Raw genomic sequence first — 17,897 nt, 5'->3', positions numbered from 1 at the left:
TTCAGGCCTTGGGGGCCGTCATCTTGCCGTCCATCCGGCGCCAGAGGCCGAGCGGGTTGGCGTCCTTGAGGGCGTCCGGCAGGAGGCCCTCCGGCAGGTCCTGGTAGCAGACCGGGCGCAGGAACCGCTCGATCGCCTTGGAGCCGACCGAGGTCGAGCGCCCGTCCGCCGTCGACGGATAGGGGCCGCCATGCACCATGGCATGGGCGACTTCCACGCCCGTGCCGAACCCGTTGACGAGGATGCGGCCGGCCTTGCGCTCCAGGAGAGGCAGCACGGCGCGCGCGGCCTCGTGGTCGGCCTCCACGATGTGGATCGCGGCCGTGAGCTGGCCCTCCAGGGCCGAGACGACCGACTTCATCTCAGCGGCGTCCCGGCAGACGACCACGATCGAGGCCGAGCCGAACATCTCTTCCTGCAATTCGGCCGAGGCGACGAAGTCGGCGGCCGAAACGCGGAACAGGGCGGCCTGGCCGCGCAGCGTCTCGCCGGCCTGCCCCTTGGCCACCACCGACACCGAGGCATGGCCCTCGACCGAGGCCACGCCCTTGGCATAGGCCGAGCAGATGCCCGGGGTCAGCATCACGGCGGCGGGCGCGGCGACCAGTGCCTCTTCGGCCGCCTTCAGGAAGGCGTCGAGCCCTTCACCCTCGATGGCGACGACGAGACCCGGATTGGTGCAGAACTGGCCGGCGCCGAGCGTCAGCGAGCCGACGAAGGCCTTGCCGATCGCGGCGCCGCGCTCCTTGAGCGCACCGGGGAAGAGCAGCACCGGGTTGATCGAGCTCATCTCGGCATAGACCGGGATCGGCTCGGGGCGGCCCGCCGCGATCTTCATCAGCGCCGTGCCGCCGCCGCGCGAGCCGGTGAAGCCCACGGCCTTGATGCGATGGTCGGCCACCAGACCTTCGCCGATGGCGCGGTCGGCCGCGAACAGCAGCGAGAAGGTGCCTTCCGGCATGCCGCACTTGGCCACCGCCGCATGCACCGCGCGCCCGACGAGCTCCGACGTGCCGGGATGGGCCGAATGCGCCTTCACGACGACCGGGCAGCCGGCGGCGAGCGCCGAGGCCGTGTCGCCACCGGCCACCGAGAAGGCAAGCGGGAAGTTGGACGCTCCGAACACGGCGACCGGGCCGACCGGAACGTTGCGCAGCCGAAGGTCCGGCCGGGGCAGCGGCTGGCGGTCGGGCATGGCCGGGTCGATTCGCGCGTCGAGATAGCCGCCGTCGCGCAGGACACCAGCGAAGAGTCGGAGCTGCCCCATGGTGCGGCCGCGCTCGCCCTCGATGCGCGGGCGCGGCAGGCCGCTCTCGGCCATGCAGCGTTCGACCAGCTCGTCGCCCAGCGCCAGGATCTCGTCCGCGATGGTCTCGAGGAAGCGCGCGCGATCCTCGAGGCTGGTTTCGCGATAGGCGTCGAAGGCGCCTTCCGCCAGCGCGCAGGCGCGGTCGAGATCCGCCTGGCTGGCCCCGCCGAAAGCCGGCTCGAGCTTCTCGCCCGTCGCGGCCTCGATGCCGTAGACCGCGCCCTGCCCGCCCTTGGAAATGGCCTGGCCGATGATCTGCTCGCCTTGGATGGTCATGGGATCCTCCGTCGTGTCGCGGCCGGCGCGGGCACCGGCGCCTCGCGCCCCGATTACAAGGTCGCGGCGACGGATGGAACCGCACCGGGAGCCAGAGAGCGATAATTCCTCGGACAAATCCGCAGTTTTTTCGCGTCAGCAACGCGCCGGCCCGGCATTCGAGCCCTTTCGGCCTGAACCTAGCGGTTGCACAGCCATGCGCGTTGCGGCATGGGAAGATGACCCGAATTTGACTGGAACGGCGGCGCGATGTCCATGAGCAAGGACCTTCTCCTCGACGAGCAGCTTTGCTTCGCGATCTATTCCGCCACGCATGCCTTCAACCGCTTCTACAAGCCGAGGCTCGACCGACTGGGCCTCACCTACCCGCAGTATCTCGTCATGATGGTGCTCTGGGAGGAGGAGCCGCAGACGGTCGGCAGCATCGGCGACCGCCTCCTCCTGGACTCCAGCACCCTGACCCCGCTGCTCAAGCGTCTGGAGACGGCGGGTTATGTCAGCCGCAACCGCTCCTCTCGCGACGAGCGCGTGGTGGAGGTGACGCTGACGCCGGTCGGCCGCGCCCTGCGCGACGACGCCTGCCCGATCCCCGCGGTGGCCAAAGCGGCCAGCGGCGCCACCACGGCCGAACTCTCGGATCTGCGCCAGCAACTCATTGCGATCCGCGACGCCCTGAACACCGCCGATCCGACCTGAGGCGGCGGCGGTCGTCATTTGCACGGCGCGCGTCTGTGAGGCGTGCGCGGCCCCGCGCAATGGGCTAAGAGATCGCCCGAACGCGGGCGCCCCGGCGGGCGCCGCGCAAGGGAGGATCGACGATGGTGGCGCTCGGCAACGGAAATCTGGCCGAAATCTCGAAGACGGCCGATGCGCCGGCCTATGACCGGGCGGCGCTGACGCCCGGCATCGCGCATTTCGGCATGGGCAACTTCCATCGCGCCCATCAGTGCGTCTATCTCGACGACCTGTTCGCCACCGGCGCCGGGCACGACTGGGCCGTGGTCGGCCTCGGCGTGCGGCCGGAGGAGAAGGCGGGCTTCGCCGACCTCGCGGCGCAGGACGGCCTGTTCACGGTGACCGAGGTGGACGAGGGCGTGCGCCGGACGCGCGTGATCGGCTCCGTCCTGCGGCTCGTGGAACCCGGAGACCGGGCGGCCACGATGGCGGTCCTCACCGACCCGGCGATCCGCATCGTGACGCTGACGATCACCGAAGGCGGCTACTACCTGTCCGGCGACACGCCCAATCTCGACCATCCCGACCTCGTTGCCGACGCCGGCGACCTGTCCGCCGCCCGGACGGTCTTCGGTCTCATCGCCGCAGCGCTCGCCGAGCGGCGGGCCGCGGGCACGGCGCCCTTCACCGTCCTGTGCTGCGACAACCTCCCGCACAACGGCGTCCTGACGCGCAAGCTCGTGACGGGCCTCGCCCGCAAGGCGGACCCGGCACTCGCCGACCATATCGAGGCCGCGGTCGCCTTCCCCAACTCCATGGTAGACCGCATCACGCCCGCCACGACGCCGGCCCAGGCCGAATCGCTGCGCGCCGAGACCGGGATCGAGGACAAGCGTCCCGTCTTCTGCGAGCCCTTCATCCAGTGGGTGGTGGAGGAAAACTTCGGCAACGGGCGGCCGGCGCTGGAGAGCGTGGGCGTCACATTCGTGGACGACGTGACGCCCTACGAGCTGATGAAGCTGCGCATCCTGAACGCGGGCCATGCCACGATCGCCTATCCCGCTGCGCTTCTCGGCCTGACCTACGCTCACGACGCCATGCGCGACGACCTCGTCCTGCGCTTCTTCCGCGACGTGGAGGAGAACGAACTCCTGCCGACCGCGCCGAGCATCGAGGGCGTCAGCCGCGAGGACTACCTCGCCACCGTCACATCCCGCTTCGCCAATCCGGCGATCGCCGACACGCTGCGGCGGCTCGCGCTGGACGGCTCCAACCGCCAGCCGAAGTTCATCCTGCCGTCCGTTCGCGAGCGGCTGGCCCGGGGAGAGGACATTTCGGGCCTTGCGCTCGTCGGCGCCCTCTGGTGCCGCTACTGCGCCGGCACGCTGGAAGACGGCACCGAGATCGAACCGAACGACCCCAACTGGGATACGCTCCGGGCCGCCGCACGCGCCGCGAAGGACGAGCCCCGCCGCTTCCTGGAGCAGCGCGACATCTTCGGGGACCTCGGCGAGAACCCAGTCTATGCCGAGGCCTTCGCCCGACACCTTCAGGCTCTCTGGCGCGACGGCGTGCGCGCCGTCCTGGAAGCCCACCTCGCCCGCCGGAACGGCTGAACGTCGAGCCTGCGAAAGGCCTCGAATCGGAAGGGCCGGACCTCCGGGAGGAGTCCGGCCCTTCGTCGTCTCCGGTCGCCGCCCACCTCCGCACAGGCGGGCGGCGCCGGCCGGTCAGGGGAACAGGATGGCGACGGCCAGCATCGTGCCTGCGCTCAGCATGGCCAACGCAGTCACGTTCACGAAGACGGACACCATAGTCTCGATGCGCACCGGATATTCTCCCTCGTAGTCGGCAACTTCACCTCTACAACGGTCATGTTTCCGCCTGGTTTCGCTGAAGCGCCGATTTGATGCGCCCGTGCGAAATCCACAGCGCCGTCTTCCGCGCGGCAAACGGAATGCTCGACATGGTTTCCATTCCATTTCGCGGACGACAGCTCCCGTGTGCCCATCGCGAACACGTGAGAATTCGTGTTGACAGGCGGCCAGTTTTAGAACTTGTATGAGTTATTGCGGATCCGATGATCGCAATGGCAGCTCCCCGCAGAGGTCGGGGCGCCGCCCCCGGCTCGGGAGGCCGGTCGAGGAGTTCTGCCGGCACAGCGCCCGGCATCAGGGAGGAAGAACATGAGCAAGTTGGGCAAGCTGGCCGCAGGCCTGGCGCTGGCGACCATGATGGCCGCTCCGGCCTTCGCGCAGAGCGGTATGGTGGTCGGCTTCTCGCAGGTCGGATCCGAGTCGGGCTGGCGCGCCGCCGAAACGGCCGTCACCCGGCAGGAAGCCGAGAAGCGCGGCATCGACCTGAAGTTCGCCGACGCGCAGCAGAAGCAGGAAAACCAGATCAAGGCGATCCGCTCCTTCGTGGCGCAGGGCGTCGACGCGATCCTCCTGGCCCCCGTCGTCGCCACCGGCTGGGACGACGTCCTGGAAGAGGCGAAGGAAGCCGAGATCCCGGTGATCCTGCTCGACCGAAACATCGAGACGTCCGACGACTCGCTCTACCTCACCGCCGTGACCTCCGACCAGGTCCACGAGGGCAAGGTCGCCGGCGACTACCTCGTCAAGGAAGTCGGGTCGAAGCCCTGCAACGTCGTGGAACTTCAGGGCACCACGGGCTCCTCGCCCGCCATCGCCCGCAAGAAGGGCTTCGAGGAGGCGATCGCCGGTCACGACAACATCAAGATCACCCGCTCGCAGACCGGCGACTTCACCCGCACCAAGGGTAAGGAAGTCATGGAGAGCTTCATCAAGGCCGAGAACGGCGGCAAGGACATCTGCGCCGTCTACGCCCACAACGACGACATGGCGGTCGGCGCCATCCAGGCCATCAAGGAAGCCGGCCTGAAGCCGGGCTCCGACGTGATGGTCGTCTCGATCGATGCCGTGCCCGACATCTTCGCCGCCATGGCGGCCGGCGAGGCCAACGCCACCGTCGAACTGACGCCGAACATGGCCGGCCCCGCCTTCGACGCGCTGGAAGCCTACAAGAAGGACGGTACCGAGCCGAAGAAGTGGATCCAGACGGAGTCCAAGCTCTACACCCAGGCCGACGATCCGAAGGCTGTGATGGAGTCCAAGAAGGGCCTCGGCTACTGAGCCCAGTCGGCTGACGGGCCTCGCCCGTCCGCCTCGCCTTCCCCGCGCCGCCGGCCCCTTCTAACGGCCGGCGGCACGGCCCTTCGCGGCCACGTCACCGCGCGATGGCACGCAGCGCCGGCCGCGACGGCCCGCCCCGGCTCATCGGACCCGAGCGATCCTATGCCTCACGATCTCCTGGCCCTTCGCGGCCTGACCAAGACCTTTGCCGGAATGACGGCGCTCGACGGGGTCGACCTGACGCTCCGCGCTGGCGAGATCCACGCGCTGCTCGGCGAGAACGGCGCGGGCAAGTCGACCCTGATCAAGACGCTGACGGGTGTCTACCGCCGCGACGGCGGCCGCATTCTCCTCGACGGCGCCGAAATCCACCCGACCGACAGCCGGCAGGCGCAAGCGCTGGGAATCGGCACCGTCTACCAGGAGGTCAACCTCCTGCCGAACCTGTCCGTCGCCGAGAACCTGTTCCTCGGGCGCCAGCCGACACGCTTCGGCTTCACCGACGGCCGGGCCATGCGCCGCCGGACGCGCGAGCTCCTGAAGTCCTACGGCCTCGACATCGATCCGTCGGCGACGCTCGGCCAGCTCTCCGTCGCCGTCCAGCAGCTTGTCGCCATCATCCGAGCGGTGGACGTTTCGGGCAAGGTGCTGATCCTCGACGAGCCGACCGCCAGCCTCGACGCCGCTGAGGTCGAGATTTTGTTCGGCGCCATGCGTGCCTTGCGCGACCGGGGCATGGCCATCGTCTTCGTCACGCATTTCCTGGACCAGGTCTTCGCTGTGTGCGACCGCGCGACCGTGCTGCGCAACGGACGCCTCGTCGGCGAGCGCGCCATTGCCGACACGTCGCGCATGGATATCGTGACGATGATGCTGGGTCGCGAACTTGGCGAGGCGGTTCATCATGCGCCACCCACGCGGGCGGCCGCGGGCGAACCGCGCGTATCGTTCCGCAACTACGGTCGCCGCCGCAGTGTCGAACCCTTCGACCTCGAGATTCGCCCCGGTGAGGCCGTGGGCGTCGCCGGCCTTCTCGGCTCCGGCCGCACCGAGACCGCCCGCCTCGTCTTCGGCGCCGACCGGGCCGACACGGGCGAGGCCTTCGTGGACGGCAAGCCCGTGCGCCTCGTCAATCCGCGCGCTGCGATCCGCGCCGGCTTCGGCTACTGCCCGGAAGAGCGCAAGGTCGAGGGCATCGTCGGCGACCTCTCGGTGCGCGAGAACATCATCCTCGCCCTCCAGGCCCGGCGCGGCTGGGCGAAGCCCCTGTCGATGCGCGAACAGGTCCGCATATCCGACCGCTTCGTCAAGGCGCTCGACATCCGAACCACCGACATCGAGAAGCCGATCCGCCTCCTGTCCGGAGGTAACCAGCAGAAGGCGATCCTCGCCCGCTGGCTCGCGACCGAGCCGAGCTTCCTGATCCTCGACGAGCCGACGCGCGGCATCGATGTCGGCGCCCATGCAGAGATCGTGCGCCTGATCGAGGAGCTCTGCGCGGATGGGATGGCCATGCTGGTCATCTCTTCGGAGCTCGACGAGATCACCACCTACGCTGCGCGCGTGCGCGTCCTGCGCGACCGCCGCCATCTCGGCGACCTCACAGGCGTGGACGTCTCGCCCGCCGCCATCATGCGCACCATCGCCGGAACGCCGAACCAGGGATCGCGTCCATGAGCCTGTCCCGCCTGCGCTCGGCGCTACCCCAGCTTCTCGCCCTGGCCCTGGTGCTCGGTGTCAACGCGCTGGTGTTTCCGTCCTTCTTCGATCTCACGGTCCGCAACGACCGGCTCTACGGCCCCTTGATCGACGTTCTCAACCGCGGCGCGCCGGTCATGCTGCTCGCCATCGGCATGACGCTCGTGATCGCCACCAAGGGCGTCGACCTGTCCGTCGGCGCGACCATGGCGATCTCCGGCGCCGTGGCGGCGACGCTGACCGTCGCCGGCGTGCCGATCCCGTTCGTGATCCTCGCCTCGCTCGGCGTCGGCCTCCTGTGCGGGCTCTGGAACGGCATCCTCGTCGCCGTGCTCGACATCCAGCCGATCATCGCCACCTTGATCCTGATGGTCGCCGGCCGCGGCATCGCCCAGCTCGTCACCTCCGGCTTCATCGTCACCTTCAACGATCCGACCCTGTTCTTCATCGGCTCGGGCTCGTTCCTCTTCCTGCCGATGCCGGTCGTGATCGCGCTCTGCATGGCGGTGCTGGTCATCCTCCTCGTGCGGCGCACCGCGCTCGGCCTCCTGATCGAGGCGACCGGCATCAACCGCCGCGCCTCGGCGCTGGCCGGCGTCGACGCCAAGGCCGTCCTGATCGCCGCCTACATGACTTCGGGCCTCTGCGCCTCCGTTGCCGGCCTGATCGCCGCCGCCGACATCCGCGGCGCCGACGCCAACAATGCCGGTCTCTGGCTGGAGCTCGACGCGATCCTGGCCGTCGTCATCGGCGGAACCTCGCTGATGGGCGGGCGCTTCTCCATCCCGCTCGCCCTCGTCGGCGCGCTGATCATCCAGGCGATGAACACGGGCATCCTGCTGTCCGGCTTCCCGCCGGAGATGAACCTGATCCTGAAGGCCGTCCTGATCGCGCTGATCCTGGTGCTCCAGTCGCCGGCCATGGCGCGCGCCACCGCCCTGATCGGCCCCCGCCGCACGCTCGCGGCGGACGGCGGCGCGACCGCCGCCCCCCATCCCCGCAAGGTCTGACGTCGATGAACGCGCGCTTCCTGCCCCTTCTCGTCACGGTCGCCGTCTTCGCCGTCGCCTTCGCGCTCTCGGCGGTCCAGTTCCCGGCGATGCTGTCCACCCGCGTCGTCGCCAACCTCCTGACGGACAACGCCTTCCTCGGCATCGTCGCCGTCGGCATGACCTTCGTCATCCTGTCCGGCGGGATCGATCTCTCGGTCGGCTCGGTGATCGCCTTCACCGGCGTCTTCCTCGCCGTCACCATCCGCGACGGTTACCATCCCTATCCGATGATCCTGGCGATCCTCGTGATCGCCGCCCTGTTCGGGGCGGTGATGGGCGCCATGATCCACTATCTCGAAACGCCGCCCTTCATCGTGACACTGGCCGGCATGTTCCTGGCACGCGGCGGCTGCTACCTCCTGACCACCGAATCCGTGCCGATCGCCCACCCCGCCTTCGACGCCCTAAAGAGCATCGCCTGGCGCATCCCCTCCGGCGGGCGACTCACCTTCGTCGCCATGGTCATGCTCGCCGTCTTCGCCATCGGCATCGTCATCGCGCACAAGACGCGCTTCGGCACCTATGTCTACGCGCTGGGCGGCGACCGCACCTCGTCCGAACTCATGGGCGTGCCCGTCGCGCGCGTCACGATCGGCATCTATGCCCTCTCCAGCCTTCTCGCCGGCGTCGCGGGCGTCGTCTTCGCGCTCTACACGTCGTCCGGCTACTCGCTCGCCACCGTCGGCGTCGAGCTTGACGCGATCGCCGCCGTCGTGATCGGGGGAACGCTGCTCACCGGCGGTGTCGGCTTCGTCGCCGGCACCTTCGTCGGCATCCTGATCTCCGGCCTGATCCAGACCTACATCGTCTTCGACGGCACGCTGTCCTCCTGGTGGACCAAGATCGCCATCGGCATCCTGCTTTTCGCCTTCATCACCCTCCAGCGCGGCCTGACGAAGCGCACCAGCCTCGCGGCCGCGGCCTGAAGGTGTGGCGGGGCTGCCGCCTTTCGGGGCGAGCCACGGGTCTCGCCCGTCCTTCGGCCCCCCGCTCGGGAAGGAATTCCCGATCCCTTCTTTTCATTTAAATATCCTTCCAAACAGGAAGGGGGCCACCGGCCCCCTTCCTGTTTGGACACTCTTCGAATGTGGAGGGTCCAGGGACATCATGTCCCTGGCGGGGTGCAGGGGCAGCGCCCCTGCTCTCACCCCTCCGCCGAGAACGCCGCGAAGGCGGCCATGTTGACGAGGTCTATGTCGGTCGCGCCGAGCTTGACGATCTGGACCGGCTTTTCGAGGCCGACGAGGATCGGGCCGAGCACGGTCGCCTCGCCGAGTTCCTGCACCATGCGCGTCGAGATCGACGCGGAGTGGAAGGCCGGCATGACGAGGACGTTGGCCGGCCCGGTGAGCCGACAGAACGGATAGAGGGCCATCAGCTCGGGGTTGAGGGCGACGTCGGCGCCCATCTCGCCGTCGAACTCGAAGTCGACGCTGTTCTGCGCCAGCAGCGCCACGGCCTCCCGCACGCGCTCGGAGCGCTCGGACGGCGGATGGCCGAAGGTCGAGTGAGCGAGGAAGGCGACGCGCGGCGTGTGGCCGAGCTTGCGGGCGAAGCGTGCCGCCTCCGTCGCGATGCGCGCGAGCTGCGGGGCCGTCGGCATGTCGTGGACGGCGGTATCGGCGACGAAGGTGGTGCGGCCTTTGGCGATCACGATCGAGATGCCGATCACGGCGCGGTTGGGCTTCGGGTCGATCACGCGCCTGACGTCGTCGAGCACGACGGAGTAGTTGCGCGTGAGGCCGGAGACCATCGCGTCCGCGTCGCCCAGCGCGACCATGGCGGCGGCGAAATGGTTGCGGTCGGTGTTGATCAGGCGGTGGCAGTCGCGCTGCAGGTAGCCGTGGCGCTGGAGCCGCGCGTAGAGATGCTCGGAATAGGCGTTGGTCCGGTCCGAGAGCTTGGCGTTGCTGATGGTGATGCCGTCCTTCAGCTCGACGCCGGCGAAGCGCGCGGTCTCGCGAATCCGGTCCTCGCGTCCGACCAGCACCGCCTGCCCGAGCCCCTGAGTGACATAGGCCGTGGCGGCGCGGATCACCTGCTCCTCCTCGCCTTCGGCGAAGACGACCTTGCGCGGGTTCTGGCGGAGGCTGGCGAAGATGTTCTGGAACGTGCCGGCGGTCGGGTCGCGGCGCGAGGCGAGCTGGTTGCGGTAGGCGTGCCAATCCGGGATTTCGCGGCGTGCGACCCCGCTTTCGATCGCGGCGCGCGCAACGGCTTCGGGCACCTGCGTGATCAGGCGGGGGTCGAAGGGCGCTGGGATGATGTAGTCGCGGCCGAACTTCGGCCGGCCCGACCCCTTGTAGGCGGAGGCGACCGCATCCGGCACGTCCTCGCGTGCCAGGCTCGCCAACGCCTCGGCGGCGGCGATCTTCATCGCGTCGTTGATCTGCGTCGCGCGCACGTCGAGCGCGCCGCGGAAGATGTAGGGGAAGCCGAGGACGTTGTTGACCTGGTTGGGATAGTCCGAGCGGCCGGTCGCCACGATCGCGTCGTCGCGGATCGCGTGGGCCTCCTCCGGCGTGATCTCCGGATCGGGATTGGCCATGGCGAAGATGATCGGGTTGGCAGCCATGGAGCGAACCATCTCGGGCGTCAGCGCGCCCTTGGCCGACACGCCGAAGAACACGTCGGCGCCGCGCATCGCGTCTTCCAGCGTGCGCGCGTCCGTGTGGGCGGCGTGGGCCGACTTCCACTGGTTCATCCCGTCGGTGCGGCCCTGGTAGATCACGCCCTTGGTGTCGCACAGGATGACGCTGTCGTGCGGCACGCCCATCGCCTTGACGAGTTCGACGCAGGCGATGCCCGCCGCGCCAGCGCCGTTGCAGACGAGCCGGATGTCCTTCATCTCGCGTCCCGTCAGGTGCAGGGCGTTGATGATGCCGGCAGCCGCGATGATGGCCGTGCCGTGCTGGTCGTCGTGGAAGACGGGAATGTCCATCAGCTCGCGCAGGCGCTGCTCGATGATGAAGCATTCCGGCGCCTTGATGTCCTCGAGATTGATCCCCCCGAAGGAGGGGCCGAGGTAGCGCACGGCGTTGATGAACGTGTCCGGATCTTCCGTGTCGACTTCGAGATCGATGGAATCGACGTCGGCGAAGCGCTTGAAGAGGACGGCCTTGCCCTCCATCACGGGCTTGGATGCAAGCGGCCCCAGGTTGCCGAGTCCGAGAATGGCCGTACCGTTGGAGATCACGGCCACCATGTTGCCGCGCGTCGTGTAGTCGAAGGCGCGGGCCGGGTCTTCGGCGATGGCCTTGACCGGCACGGCGACGCCCGGCGAATAGGCAAGGCTGAGGTCGCGCTGCGTCGCCATGGGCTTGGTCGGCGCGATCTCCAGCTTGCCCGGGCGGCCCTCGGCATGGAAGGCCAGCGCCTCCGCGTCGGTGGTGCGGATGCCGCTGCGTCGCGTCGTCTCGGCCATGATTCCCCCTCGCCTCGCCTCCGACCACCGTCAGGCCGGAATGCCCTTGTTTCCCGGCGAGGGGCCGGCGTCAACCAATCAGCATGCGGCAGCGCAGCGAAACGGAGCGCCGTAGACGGTTCGCCGACGGGTCACGATGGAAGGGCTTGGGTGGCAAGGGTGGCGGCATCCGATGGTCGCAACGGATGCGCGATCCATCACCCGTGCGGGCGCACAACGCAAAACGGGGGAGCCCCGGGACGACGGGACTCCCCCTGAAACTGGAGGCATGTGACGGAGGGGCTCGCGCCCCTCCGATCTTGCGATGGATTTAGAAGTTCCGCTGGAAGCGGAGGAAACCCGAGACCTGATCGGTGTCGCCGATCGGGCCGCCGAAGTCGACGTTCCGGTAGGAGACTTCCGCGAGGGTCGCGAAGTTGTTGGTGATCTGGTAGCCGACGTTGCCGACCAGGGCGTAGTACTCGCCCGACAGATCGACCGGAACGACACGGCCGTTCGGCGCGAGGGCCAGGAAGCGCGTGTCGAAGGTCTCGCCGTACTGGCCGGAGACCGCGACGCCGAGCTTGCCGAACGCCTGGGCGTAGCCAGCACCGGCAGCCCACTCGAGAACGATCGGAACCGAGCCCGGAGTCGGGTTCAGGATGTTCGGGTTGTTGGCGGCGAAGGTGTTGACCGTGGCCAGGCCCGTGATCGTGGCGTAGACCGTCGGGTCGAAGGCGTAGTGACCCTCGATCTTCAGGCGCGACTCAGGCGCGATCAGGTCCTTCAGCAGCACGCCGCCCTTCAGAGCGAAGGCGTCGCTGTTGCCGTCCTCGAGACGCGTCGGGAAGAAGCCCGTGAGCGTCAGGAAGTTGAAGTTCGAGCCGAAGATCGTCTGCAGGTCTTCGCGGTTGAAGGTCTCGTCGTAGACGGCCGACAGGTACGCACCGCCCCAGGCGCCCGAGTAGACGAGCTTGCCGTGGATGTCCGGAACCACGTCGCCGGTGCCGTCGTCTTCGAGGCCGATCGTGGCCGAGAATCCGCCCGCGGCGAAGGTGTAGGACACCTGGTTGGTGTTGAAGTCGCCGACCACGAGGTCGGTGTCGGTCAGCAGGCCGTCCTCGATGCCGCCGATGCCCGACGACCAGAGGGTGTCACGGTAGCCCATGAGCAGGCCGCCGAGCTGGATGTAGGCCTGGTCGATCGCAACGCCGTTGTTGGCACCCGAGGTATTGGTGGCCTGGAGACGGGCGAAGGCGCGCAGGGTGCCGAGCTCGGTCTCTTCGCGAGCGTCGAAGTTCAGACGGGCGCGGACGCGGGTGGCGACCTGGTAGTCGTCGCCTTCGAGGTTGACGGCCGGGTCACCGGCGACGTTCACCTGGAAGCGGACGTAACCGCCGACCGAGAGGCAGGTCTCGGTGCCGGGGATGTAGTAGAAGCCCTTGCCGTAGACGTCGCAAACGCGGACGTAGTCGACCGGCTCGGGCTCGACGGCGACGATGGCATCAGCGGCGCGAGCGCCGGAAACAGCGACGAGAGCCGCAGCGGAGCCAAGCAGTACTTGGTGGAAAACGTTTTTCATTGTCCCGGACAATTCCTGGTTGATAGCTAGGCAGCCCTTGCGGCGGCTACATCCGACAAATGCCATTGAAGATGCTTGGGCACAATTTAAAAACGGCCGCTCCCCTTCTCCCACTAGCTATCTGACACAGCGTTGTGCCGTTTTGGCCACATTTGGACTTGCTGTAAAACCATCTCTACTGATTGTAAGTTTTGTTTCCTATATGTCGCCGCAATCCTGCCGCAGGAAAAGGACGGCATCCTCCAAAGGATGGAAGACAGGAAAAATTCGGCAGCAACGACAAGGGGATAGATCTCCCCTTTCTCACCGTCCCGGTCCTCGCGCGGGCCGGACGTGCGGCCTTGAGGCAGGCCCGGATGCGAAAACGGCGCCCGAGGGGGCGCCGTGGGGGCTTTGTCAGGTGCCGGCCGGCACGTAGTTCAGGATGGGGCCGAGCCAGCGCTCCACCTCGGCAAGGGCCATGCCCTTGCGTTGCGCATAGTCCTCCACTTGATCGCGCTCGACCTTGGCGACCCCGAAATAGTAGCTGTCGGGATGCGCGAAGTAGAGACCCGACACGGAGGAGCCCGGCCACATCGCATAACTTTCGGTAAGCTTCACGCCAGTTTGGGCTTCCGCGTCGAGAAGCCGGAAAAGGGTCACCTTTTCCGTGTGGTCGGGCTGCGCGGGATAGCCGGGCGCCGGACGAATGCCGGCATAGGGCTCGCCGATCAGCTCGCCGGGCGAGAATCGCTCGTCCGGCGCATAGGCCCAGAGCTCGCGGCGCACATATTCGTGCATGCGCTCGGCGAAGGCCTCGGCGAAGCGGTCGGCCAGCGCCTTCACCATGATGGCGGCATAGTCGTCGTTCGCCTTGGCGAATCGGTCGGCGATCGCCTCTTCCTCGATCCCAGCCGTCACGACGAAGCCGCCGAGATAGTCGGCGATGCCGGTGTCCTTCGGCGCCACGAAATCGGCCAGCGCCACGTTGGGTCGGTCGCCGCGCTTGGAGAGCTGCTGGCGCAGGGTGAAGAACGTCGCGAGCTCTGCGTTGCGCGCCTCGTCGGTATAGAGGCGCACGTCGTCGCCCACCGCGTTGGCCGGCCAGAAGCCGACCACGGCGCGCGGGCGGAACCAGCCTTCCTCCACGATCTGGGCGAGCATCGCCTGCGCATCCTCGAAGAGCTGACGGGCGGCCGCTCCTTGCGCCTCGTCCTCCAGAATCGCGGGATAGCGGCCCTTCAGCTCCCAGGTCTGGAAGAAGGGCGTCCAGTCGATGTATCGCGCGAGCTCGGCGAGGTCCCAGGTGTCGAAGGCGCGCGTGCCGAGGAACGAGGGCTTCACCGGGCGGAAGGTGGACCAGTCCACCGGCTGGCGGTTGGCGCGCGCCCGTTCCAGCGGCAGGCGCTGCTTCTCGGCCTCGGCCTGCGCGTGCTTCTCGGCCACCCGCTCGTATTCGGCGCGGATGCCGGATGCGTAGGACTCGCGCCCCTCGGGCGACAGGAGGTTGGAGACGACGCCGACGGCGCGGCTGGCGTCCGTCACGTAGACCGTCTGCCCCTTGCGGTAGCGCGGGTCGATCTTCACCGCCGTATGGACGCGGCTGGTCGTCGCCCCGCCGATCAGGAGTGGTACGTCGAACCCCTCGCGCTCCATCTCGGCCGCGACATGCACCATCTCGTCGAGCGAGGGGGTGATGAGGCCCGACAGGCCGATCACGTCCACCTTCTCGGCCTTGGCGGTCTCCAGAATCTTGGCGGCCGGCACCATCACGCCGAGGTCGATCACCTCGTAGTTGTTGCAGGCAAGGACGACGCCGACGATGTTCTTGCCGATGTCGTGGACGTCGCCCTTCACGGTCGCCATCAGGATCTTGCCGGCGTTCTTGCGCTCCTCGCCGCCGTTCAGCCGCTTCTCCTCCTCCATGTAGGGAAGGAGATGGGCGACGGCCTGCTTCATCACGCGGGCGGACTTCACCACCTGCGGCAGGAACATCTTGCCGGCCCCGAAGAGGTCGCCGACCGTGTTCATGCCCGCCATCAGCGGCCCCTCGATGACGTGGAGCGGGCGGGCCGCCTTCAGACGCGCCTCTTCCGTGTCGGCGTCGATGAATTCGGTGATGCCGTTGACGAGCGCATGGGCGAGGCGTTCCTCCACCGTGCCCTCGCGCCAGGAAAGGTCCTTGGCCTTGGCCTCCTTGCCGGCCGTGCCGCGATAGCGCTCGGCGATCTCCAGAAGCCGCTCGGTCGGGCTCTTGCCCTCCCGCCCCGGACGGTCCAGCACCACGTCCTCGCAGGCTTCGCGAAGCTCGGGGTCGATCGAATCGTAGACCGCGAGCTGGCCGGCATTGACGATGCCCATGTCCATGCCCGCCTGGATGGCGTGGTACAGGAACACGGCGTGCATCGCCTCGCGCACCGGCTCGTTGCCGCGAAAGGAGAAGGAGAGGTTCGACACGCCGCCCGAGATATGGGCGTGCGGCAGCGTCTCCCGGATCGTGCGCGTCGCCTCGATGAAGGCCACGCCGTAGCCGTCGTGCTCCTCGATGCCGGTGGCGACCGCGAAGACGTTGGGGTCGAAGACGATGTCCTCCGGCGGGAAGCCGTTCTCGGTCAGCAGCCTGTAGGCCCGGCTGCAGATCTCGACCTTGCGCTCGAACGTATCCGCCTGCCCCTCCTCGTCGAAGGCCATGACGACCACCGCCGCCCCGTAGAGGCGGCAGAGGCGCGCGTGGTGGAGAAACGCCTCCTCGCCTTCCTTCATGGAGATCGAGTTGACGATCGGCTTGCCCTGCACGCATTGCAGGCCCGCCTCGATCACCTCCCACTTGGAGCTGTCGATCATCACCGGCACGCGGGCGATGTCGGGCTCCGAAGCCACGAGGTTCAGGAACTCGACCATCGCGCGCTTGGAGTCGATCAGGCCCTCGTCCATGTTGACGTCGATGACCTGGGCGCCGTTGGCCACCTGGTCGCGCGCGACGTCCAGCGCCGCGGCATAGTCGCCGGCGGTGATCAGCTTTCGGAACTTCGCCGAACCCGTCACATTGGTGCGCTCGCCGACGTTCACGAAGGGAATGTCCTTCGTCAGCGTAAAGGGCTCGAGGCCGGACAGGCGCATCAGCGGCGCCTGCTTCGGGACGGCACGCGGCTTGAGCCCCGCCACGGCGTCGGCGATGGCGCGGATGTGCTCGGGCGTCGAGCCGCAGCAGCCGCCGACGACGTTGATCAGCCCTTCCTCGGCAAAGCCCCTCACCTGCCGCGCCATGGCGTCGGGGGTCTCGTCGTACTGGCCGAACTCGTTGGGAAGGCCGGCATTGGGATAGGCGCAGACATAGGTGTCGGCGACGCCGGAGATTTCGGCGAGATGCGGGCGCATGGCCTCGGCGCCGAGCGCGCAGTTGAGGCCGATGGTGAAGGGCTTGGCATGGCGCACCGAATGCCAGAAGGCGGTCGGCGTCTGGCCCGACAGCGTGCGCCCCGACAGGTCGGTGATCGTGCCAGAGATCATCACGGGCAGCGCGACGCCGGCTTCCGCGAAGACCTCCTCGGCCGCGAAGATCGCCGCCTTGGCGTTCAACGTGTCGAAGATCGTCTCGATCAGGATGATGTCGGATCCGCCGTCGAGAAGACCGCGCACCTGCTGGGCATAGGCGATGCGCAGATCGTCGAAGGTGACGGCGCGGAAGCCGGGATTGTTGACGTCCGGCGAGATGGAGGCCGTGCGGTTGGTCGGGCCGATGGCGCCCGCCACGAACCGGCGTCGCCCGTCGGCGGCCTCGGCGCGCAGCGCCGCGCGGCGGGCCACGGCCGCGCCCTCGCGGTTCAGCTCGTAGACCACCGCTTCCATCTCGTAGTCGGCCTGCGCGATGGTGGTGCCCGAGAACGTGTTGGTCTCGACGATGTCCGCCCCGGCCATGAGATAGGCGAAGTGGATGTCCTCAATGGCCTTGGGCTGCGTCAGGACGAGAAGGTCGTTGTTGCCCTGGAGGTGGCAGGAGCAGTCGCCAAACCGGTCGCCCCGGAAGTGCTCCTCCTGCAGTCCGAGACCCTGGATCTGCGTGCCCATCGCCCCGTCGAGGATCAGGATACGCTCAGCCGCCGCCTTGCGCAGCGCCGTCCAGACGTCGTCGCGCGCCGACGTGGCGGAGCGGGAAGCGAAGAGCGTATCGAGGGTGGAGCTCATGAAGGCACCTCAAGGCCGGAGCGCGGCAAATCACATATAAGGATGTCTTTATATGATTTGACAGGCCCTGGCGAGGCGCTCTGCGCGCGACCGCCGGTCGTCGATGGCGGTGCCGCTCTCGGCGCCCGCCCCGATCCCAACACATCGCCGCCGATCGAGTGTGCCGTTGCGCAATTAGCGCGAGGTTCGCATATGACAAAACAATAGCTTACGAGTGGTTGTTGCGCAATTATCAATCTTGTATTGCGCATATGATGCGTATGCTGGGCGGTGTGTTGCGCAATTGATGCGTGCATCTGCGTATCGCGCTGATCGCTTCAGCAAACCCATTCGCGTCCTGTCGTTCCATGCTGTTCACTTCACATGGATACGTCGACGATGGAATCGATCGATGCGTTGGGGCGTTCTCGGTTGACCGGGGTAGCCTATCGATCATTACCAGCGGCGGAATAGGGCGAACCCAAGAGGCATGCCGATGCCATTCACCGACTGGACCATTGCGATCGAGTATGTTCTTGAAGAAGGAGCGTAGGAGGAGACGACAGCGAGCCTGTCTATGAGTTGATAGTCACTCTATCAGTAG

At 67.6% G+C, this 17,897-nt stretch carries 10 protein-coding genes; 6 read left to right on the top strand and 4 right to left on the bottom strand.

Annotated elements, in window-relative coordinates:
* Position 1: 1 nt before the first annotated feature.
* Positions 2-1,585, bottom strand: a complete 1,584-nt coding sequence (locus tag O5O54_RS08960; protein ID WP_279480826.1) for an aldehyde dehydrogenase (NADP(+)) — start codon at positions 1,583-1,585, stop codon at positions 2-4.
* Positions 1,586-1,840: 255 nt separating this feature from the next.
* On the opposite strand from O5O54_RS08960, the gene O5O54_RS08955 reads away from it, so the two are divergent.
* From O5O54_RS08955 to yjfF, 6 genes are all read left to right on the top strand, one after another.
* Positions 1,841-2,281, top strand: coding sequence for a MarR family transcriptional regulator (locus tag O5O54_RS08955; RefSeq protein ID WP_279480825.1), 441 nt, complete (start codon positions 1,841-1,843; stop codon positions 2,279-2,281).
* A 122-nt stretch (positions 2,282-2,403) separates the two neighbouring features.
* Positions 2,404-3,876, top strand: coding sequence for a mannitol dehydrogenase family protein (locus tag O5O54_RS08950; protein WP_279480823.1), 1,473 nt, complete (start codon positions 2,404-2,406; stop codon positions 3,874-3,876).
* A 570-nt stretch (positions 3,877-4,446) separates the two neighbouring features.
* Complete coding sequence (gene ytfQ, locus O5O54_RS08945; protein WP_279480821.1) at positions 4,447-5,415, top strand: galactofuranose ABC transporter, galactofuranose-binding protein YtfQ; 969 nt, start codon at positions 4,447-4,449, stop codon at positions 5,413-5,415.
* A gap of 162 nt (positions 5,416-5,577) precedes the next feature.
* Positions 5,578-7,092: a sugar ABC transporter ATP-binding protein gene (locus O5O54_RS08940; protein WP_279480819.1), complete on the top strand. Its 1,515-nt coding sequence runs from the start codon at positions 5,578-5,580 to the stop codon at positions 7,090-7,092.
* Positions 7,089-8,123, top strand: a complete 1,035-nt coding sequence (locus O5O54_RS08935; RefSeq protein ID WP_279480817.1) for an ABC transporter permease — start codon at positions 7,089-7,091, stop codon at positions 8,121-8,123. Before O5O54_RS08940 ends, O5O54_RS08935 begins: the two co-directional genes overlap by 4 nt.
* Positions 8,124-8,128: 5 nt before the next feature.
* Positions 8,129-9,091, top strand: coding sequence for a galactofuranose ABC transporter, permease protein YjfF (yjfF, locus tag O5O54_RS08930; RefSeq protein WP_279480816.1), 963 nt, complete (start codon positions 8,129-8,131; stop codon positions 9,089-9,091).
* Positions 9,092-9,309: 218 nt separating this feature from the next.
* Here yjfF and O5O54_RS08925 read toward each other — a convergent pair whose 3' ends face one another.
* The 3 genes from O5O54_RS08925 to metH form a co-directional block, all read right to left on the bottom strand.
* A complete protein-coding gene (locus tag O5O54_RS08925; RefSeq protein ID WP_279480813.1) occupies positions 9,310-11,589 on the bottom strand; it encodes an NADP-dependent malic enzyme in 2,280 nt (759 codons plus the stop codon).
* A gap of 310 nt (positions 11,590-11,899) precedes the next feature.
* On the bottom strand, positions 11,900-13,150 hold the full coding sequence (locus tag O5O54_RS08920; protein ID WP_279480812.1) for a porin: 1,251 nt from the start codon (positions 13,148-13,150) through the stop codon (positions 11,900-11,902).
* A gap of 396 nt (positions 13,151-13,546) precedes the next feature.
* Entirely contained in the window at positions 13,547-17,314 is a 3,768-nt protein-coding gene (gene metH / locus O5O54_RS08915; protein WP_279480809.1) for a methionine synthase, read from the bottom strand.
* Positions 17,315-17,897 lie beyond the last annotated feature (583 nt).

The organism is Aureimonas sp. SK2 (assembly GCF_029813115.1).
GTDB lineage: Bacteria > Pseudomonadota > Alphaproteobacteria > Rhizobiales > Rhizobiaceae > Aureimonas.
Note: the sequence above shows the minus strand (reverse complement) of the source record. Positions and strands in the feature narration are given on the sequence as shown.

Excerpts from the sequence above, each read along its gene's own strand:
- O5O54_RS08960 (WP_279480826.1), bottom strand. The coding sequence starts at position 1,585 with ATGACCATCCAAGGCGAGCAGATCATCGGCCAGGCCATTTCCAAGGGC.
- O5O54_RS08955 (WP_279480825.1), top strand. The coding sequence starts at position 1,841 with ATGAGCAAGGACCTTCTCCTCGACGAGCAGCTTTGCTTCGCGATCTAT.
- O5O54_RS08950 (WP_279480823.1), top strand. The coding sequence starts at position 2,404 with ATGGTGGCGCTCGGCAACGGAAATCTGGCCGAAATCTCGAAGACGGCC.
- ytfQ (WP_279480821.1), top strand. The coding sequence starts at position 4,447 with ATGAGCAAGTTGGGCAAGCTGGCCGCAGGCCTGGCGCTGGCGACCATG.
- O5O54_RS08940 (WP_279480819.1), top strand. The coding sequence starts at position 5,578 with ATGCCTCACGATCTCCTGGCCCTTCGCGGCCTGACCAAGACCTTTGCC.
- O5O54_RS08935 (WP_279480817.1), top strand. The coding sequence starts at position 7,089 with ATGAGCCTGTCCCGCCTGCGCTCGGCGCTACCCCAGCTTCTCGCCCTG.
- yjfF (WP_279480816.1), top strand. The coding sequence starts at position 8,129 with ATGAACGCGCGCTTCCTGCCCCTTCTCGTCACGGTCGCCGTCTTCGCC.
- O5O54_RS08925 (WP_279480813.1), bottom strand. The coding sequence starts at position 11,589 with ATGGCCGAGACGACGCGACGCAGCGGCATCCGCACCACCGACGCGGAG.
- O5O54_RS08920 (WP_279480812.1), bottom strand. The coding sequence starts at position 13,150 with ATGAAAAACGTTTTCCACCAAGTACTGCTTGGCTCCGCTGCGGCTCTC.
- metH (WP_279480809.1), bottom strand. The coding sequence starts at position 17,314 with ATGAGCTCCACCCTCGATACGCTCTTCGCTTCCCGCTCCGCCACGTCG.